The following is a 5,650-nucleotide window of genomic DNA, read 5'->3' on the forward strand; positions in this document are numbered from 1 at the left end:
CCACTTCGGCAACGTCATCTACCGCCATACCGCGCAGAACTTCAACCCGCTGGCGGCTACTGCGGGCAAGATCACCGTGGTCGAAGTTGAAGAAATCGTCGAACCGGGCGAGCTGGACCCGGCGCAGATCCACACCCCAGGCATCTACGTCGACCGAGTCATTTGCGGCACCTTCGAGAAGCGCATCGAACAGCGCACCGTCCGCAAATAATCCGCCAGCCCAAATAATAAGGAGACAACACATGGCTCTTACCCGCGAACAAATGGCTCAACGCGTCGCCCGCGAAATGCAGGACGGTTTCTACGTCAACCTCGGCATCGGTATCCCGACCCTGGTGGCCAACTACATCCCCGAAGGCATGGAAGTGATGCTGCAATCGGAAAACGGCCTGCTTGGCATGGGCCCGTTTCCGACTGAAGAAACCATCGATGCCGACATGATCAACGCCGGCAAACAAACCGTGACGGCGCGCATCGGCGCCTCGATCTTCTCCTCTGCCGAGTCTTTCGCGATGATTCGCGGCGGGCATGTCGACCTCACCGTGCTCGGCGCATTTGAAGTGGACGTGCAGGGCAACATCGCGTCGTGGATGATCCCCGGCAAGCTGGTCAAAGGCATGGGCGGCGCCATGGACCTGGTGGCCGGTGCAGAAAACATCATCGTGATCATGACCCACGCGTCCAAGGACGGTGAGTCCAAACTGCTCAGCCAATGCAGCCTGCCGCTGACCGGCGCCAAGTGCATCAAGCGCGTGCTGACTGACCTTGCGTACCTGGAAATCGAAAATGGCGCTTTTGTCCTCAAGGAACGCGCACCTGGCGTCAGCGTTGAAGAGATTGTGAGCAAGACCGCCGGTAAACTGATCGTCCCGGACCACGTTCCAGAAATGCACTTCCAGTGAGGACAGATTCCATGCAAGACGTCGTGATTGTTGCTGCCACCCGCACCGCCGTGGGCAGCTTTCAAGGAGCGCTGGCCAGCATCCCGGCACCGGAGCTCGGCGCGGCTGTTATCCGTCGCCTGCTGGAGCAGACCGGCCTGGACCCGGCTCAAGTCGATGAAGTGATCCTCGGCCAGGTACTGACCGCAGGCAGCGGCCAGAACCCGGCGCGCCAGGCCTCGATTCTGGCTGGCCTGCCCCACGCCGTGCCGGCCATGACCCTGAACAAGGTGTGCGGCTCGGGCCTCAAAGCCCTGCACCTCGGCGCCCAGGCCATCCGTTGTGGCGACGCTGACGTGATCATCGCCGGCGGCATGGAGAACATGAGCCTGGCGCCGTACGTATTACCCGCTGCGCGCACGGGTTTGCGCATGGGCCACGCCAAGATGCTCGACAGCATGATCACTGACGGCCTGTGGGATGCGTTCAACGATTACCACATGGGCATCACCGCCGAGAACCTAGTGGACAAGTACGGCATCAGCCGTGAAGCCCAGGACGCCTTCGCCGCCGCCTCCCAGCAGAAAGCTGCCGCCGCTATCGAAGCCGGCCGGTTTGTCGATGAGATCACCCCGATCCTGATCCCGCAGCGCAAGGGCGACCCGGTGGCCTTCGCCGTGGATGAGCAACCGCGCGCCGGCACCACCGCCGAGTCGCTGGCCAAGCTCAAGCCCGCGTTCAAGAAAGACGGCAGCGTCACCGCCGGCAACGCCTCCAGCCTCAATGACGGCGCCGCCGCCGTCTTGCTGATGAGCGCCGAAAAAGCCAAGGCACTCGGCCTGCCGGTGCTGGCGCGTATCGCCAGCTACGCCAACGCTGGCGTGGACCCTGCGATCATGGGCATCGGCCCGGTCTCGGCGACCCGCCGCTGCCTGGACAAAGCCGGTTGGAGCCTGGGCGACCTGGACCTGATCGAAGCCAACGAAGCCTTCGCCGCGCAATCTTTGGCGGTGGGCAAAGAGCTGGAATGGGATGCGAACAAAGTCAACGTCAATGGCGGCGCCATCGCCATCGGCCACCCGATCGGCGCCTCAGGCTGCCGCGTATTGGTGACCCTGCTGCATGAAATGATCAAGCGCGATGCCAAGAAAGGCCTGGCCACCTTGTGCATCGGTGGCGGCCAAGGCGTAGCCCTGGCGCTCGAGCGCAGTTGATCTAAAGAGCAACACGAGAAAAGGCTCGATTCCACGAAAATCGGGCCTTTTCTTTGCTCGATTTTCCGCAAAAAACACAACTCTCATGTGGGAGCTGGCTTGCCTGCGATAGCGGCGTGTCAGCCAAGCAGTTGTTACCTGATACACCGCTATCGCAGGCAAGCCAGCTCCCACATTTGATCTTCACTGTCAGTGAGAATGAGGCACCGCAAACACCGCATTCGCCCGTGCCACCACCTTGTCGCCCACTTGCAGGCTCACGGTGGCAAACGCCATCTGCCGGCCACGCTTGTGGTGCTCCAACCGCACCACAATCCACTCCCCCACCTGCACAGCACCCAGGTAGTCCAGCGTCATGCTCGCGGTTATCAACGGCAACGGCGGTTCGCTGGAAAACGCCATCGCATAGCCCATGCCGACATCCGCCAGGGTTGCCAACACACCACCGTGCACCGTGCCGCGCCCATTGGCGTGGCGGTTGTCGGCACGCAGGCCGATTTCCAGTTGTAACCCTTCACCCCGGCAATATGCCGGACCTAACAGGTCGAGCAACGGGCTGCTGCGTGGCAGCGAGACAAAGCCTTCGGGCACGGTGTGAGTGATCATGGCGAGTTCTTCCTTGGCCAAAACACGAGGTGTAACCCAGCCTCCCCAAGCCCGCCATCAACATCAGTCAAAGCAATGATCAACAATCAGCTAGCGCTTCATGCAACGCTGATAGCGCTCATCCACACGCTTGGCAAACCACGCGGTGGTGAGGTTGCGGGTGATCTTCGGACTCTTGAGCACGATGCCCGGCAAAATCGCGCGCGGCGCCGGCTTGCCGCCAGCCTTGTCGGCCAGGGCAAAGACGCGCTTGTAGAGGGTGGTTTCCTCGAAATCGAACTGCTCACCCTTTTCCAACTGGCTGCGGATGCTGGGGTTGCGCATATCCAGCTTCGCGCCCAGGGAACGCACCGCCAACTCGGTGGTGCCGGGCAGCAGTGAGCCATAACGAATCAGATCCCCATCCAGCGCCAGCTCGGTGCCGCTGACTCGGCTGACAGCAGCCTGGAATGCGGCATTGCGGCTGGCATACCAGCCCGCGTTGAAATCGGCAAAACGGTACAGCGGCTGGTCGTAGCTCACCGGGTAACCGAGCAGGTGCGTAATGCCGAAGTACATGCCGCCACGACGGGTGAAGACTTCACGACGAATCGTGCCATCCACGGTGTAGGGATAATCGCGGGCGTGTTGCTGCGCAAAGTCGATGCTGACCTGCATGGGGCCGGCGGTGTGTACCGGGTTGAAGCCGCCGAACAAAGTATTACCCAGGGGCACCATGCTGATGAAGTCGTCAAAAATGCCGCTCAAGTCCTTCTCTGTGCGTGCGGCACTGAGGCGTTCGGCGTAGGTCTTGCCGGTGGGCGAACGCAATTGCAGCGTGGTGCGCACCACAAAGGCCGGCACATGGACCTTGCCGGCGCGGCGCAGGATTTCATCCTGGGCGATCTTGCCCATGTTCGGCACCGGCGGGTCTACCTGGTAGGTGGACTCTTGCTCGGTCACCGCCAGCACGGCGCAGATATTTTCGCTGCTGGGGTAGATTTTCTGAGTGTCGAAAGCGGTGTAGATGTCCTTGGCCCAGCCGTTGCGGTCCGCCACCGTGGCCGGTAACAGCCGCACAATCTGCGCCTTCACCTCGGCCTCGCTGCGCTCAGGCTGCTGCGGGCCGCGTGGGGTGGAGCAACCGGCCAGCACCAGCAAGGTGGTTAGGCACAGGATCAGGCGGCTTGAATACATGGGGCTTCCTTGAATAACGACGGGCCGGGTTGTGCGGATATCGACAGGTAAGTCTAACCGCGGTTCGCCGACCTGCTGCATTTGTCAGTTACGACTAAACGTGACTGCCTGCTGTACGACAATCACATCACCACACCCGACCGAACAGACGACAAAAACTACGGAAACATCCTACCAAGCCGCCGGATAAGCACTGCTGCGCGCGTCTTAAAACCGCTGCAAAGTCCTTCGCCTGATCACACAGTGCGAGGGATTGCAGATGGTTTTGTTTGTTAGAGCCCGGGCCAAAGGGGCTACCGCTTGAACCCGGCCATTGGCAGGCTGGCCCTGACCCCAATGGACGTGAAAAGCGTCGACGTTGAGAGCGTCTTCCGTGATTTTCGCGAATGCCTGAATACCTTTGACGAATGGGCATCGAGCCTCTGGAGCTTCTCGGCGCTGGATGTCGAGCAGGTGTTCAAGGTCGGGGATGAGGTGGCGCTGGTCGCCCCGATTAACCGCTCCATCATTCCCAGTAGCACCGTTGCCACGTGCCAGGCCAATGGCACGTTGACCCTGGTGCATATGTTCCAAAGCACACGTTTTGTGCCCATTGGCAACACACCGGTGGTGCTGCAACGCGTGGATCCCAGCGGCGGCCCATTGGGCGAGCCGATCCACCACACCATCGGCCCCAGCGGCATTCTCGAAATCACCGAGTGTGATCGTAATCAAGCGTACCGAATCAGTTTTTATCCCGATGTTTCCAAAGATCACGTCAAGGCACTGTACGCGTCTTATCAGTCAGTGATTGCGGGGTTGGAAGAGCGCCTGCGTAAAGAGTGGAACGACACCTTCCAAGCGCAGTGGAGAATTTATACCGACGCCAAACCGCTTGATCAACGCAGGATGCTGGAGAAGGCGGCTCTCAATGGCATGGGCACGGCGCTCTACACCCTTTGGGACAACTTAACGCAGCTGTATGACCTGTTGGCGGACATCAAGCCCAACAGCGAGAAGCTGCTGAAGTACATCTCCCAAGCCGAGCTTGATGAGCTGCTGACACTCAGCAACGACGCGATCGCCAACGGCCTGCTGGTACTCAGCGATGAGCCGCTGTTGTTCATTTACGTGTCGGCAATGGTCAGCTGGATGCGCCTGCTGCCGCCGCAAGACATGCAGGAGCTGATGGGCGAAATCACCGGCGAGGTGTTGATCAACTTGCTGTTGATTAGGGCGACGGCGGGCATGGGCGTAGCAGTGCGCCTGGGCACCCAGGCGCTCGCACACATCAAGTCTGGACGGGCTCGGAATTTGCTCGAGTTGCTGGCAAAACAGCTTGTGGGGCCGACGTTGGTGCCACATGTGGCGGTCGCCAAGCCCTTGTTGCTGAGCAGTGCCCCGACGCCAATCAAGACCGTGCCGGTTGCGGCGTTAAAGGCTGGGGACCAGTTGGTTGCCAACCCGGTGCCGGCGGTGCGCGGCAAGACGCAGCAGACCGCGTTGGTGCGCCAAGAACACGTTGATGATGTGCCGGCTTCGGGCAAGAACCTTAATGGTGATGCCGCCTCTTCTGCTGACAAGACCGTTACCAATGGTTGCCCGGTGTCGATGGTTACCGGCGAGGAATTGCTGACGCTTACCGATGGCACGCTGGACGGGATTTTACCGTTTGAGTGGACGCGGCTGTATCGCACCAGTGCGGTGGAAGTGGACTGCGGATTGGGGTTTGGCTGGAGCCATTCGCTCGCGCAGCGGTTAGTGGTTTCGGGTGATTCGGTGGTGTGGACGGAT

Annotated in this window: 6 protein-coding genes; 4 read left to right on the top strand and 2 right to left on the bottom strand. The window is 60.6% G+C overall.

From position 1 onward, the window contains the following. The 3 genes from K0H48_RS20670 to K0H48_RS20680 all read left to right on the top strand — a co-directional run. Window positions 1-211 (top strand): CoA-transferase (locus K0H48_RS20670; RefSeq protein WP_307877383.1); only part of this gene is annotated, 211 nt, incomplete at its 5' end. Window positions 212-242: 31 nt separating this feature from the next. Continuing rightward, the gene (locus tag K0H48_RS20675) at window positions 243-902 is read left to right on the top strand and encodes a CoA transferase subunit B (protein WP_017135011.1); all 660 of its coding nucleotides are present in this window, start codon (window positions 243-245) and stop codon (window positions 900-902) included. Between the two features lie 11 nt (window positions 903-913). After that, on the top strand, window positions 914-2,095 hold the full coding sequence (locus K0H48_RS20680) for an acetyl-CoA C-acetyltransferase (RefSeq protein ID WP_138815505.1): 1,182 nt from the start codon (window positions 914-916) through the stop codon (window positions 2,093-2,095). Between the two features lie 189 nt (window positions 2,096-2,284). On the opposite strand, the gene K0H48_RS20685 is transcribed toward K0H48_RS20680, so the two are convergent. Both K0H48_RS20685 and K0H48_RS20690 read right to left on the bottom strand, forming a co-directional pair. Next, window positions 2,285-2,701 carry a PaaI family thioesterase gene (locus K0H48_RS20685; RefSeq protein WP_219268947.1) on the bottom strand — a complete coding sequence of 139 codons (417 nt, stop codon included), beginning with the start codon at window positions 2,699-2,701 and terminating at the stop codon, window positions 2,285-2,287. Between the two features lie 90 nt (window positions 2,702-2,791). After that, the gene (locus K0H48_RS20690; RefSeq protein WP_219268948.1) at window positions 2,792-3,877 is read right to left on the bottom strand and encodes a DUF1615 domain-containing protein; all 1,086 of its coding nucleotides are present in this window, start codon (window positions 3,875-3,877) and stop codon (window positions 2,792-2,794) included. Window positions 3,878-4,213: 336 nt separating this feature from the next. Here K0H48_RS20690 and K0H48_RS20695 point away from each other — a divergent pair. Further along, window positions 4,214-5,650, top strand: a 1,437-nt coding sequence (locus K0H48_RS20695) for a DUF6531 domain-containing protein (protein ID WP_257627071.1), incomplete at its 3' end; no start/stop codon positions are given.

Source organism: Pseudomonas sp. Xaverov 259, assembly GCF_019352915.1.
GTDB lineage: Bacteria > Pseudomonadota > Gammaproteobacteria > Pseudomonadales > Pseudomonadaceae > Aquipseudomonas.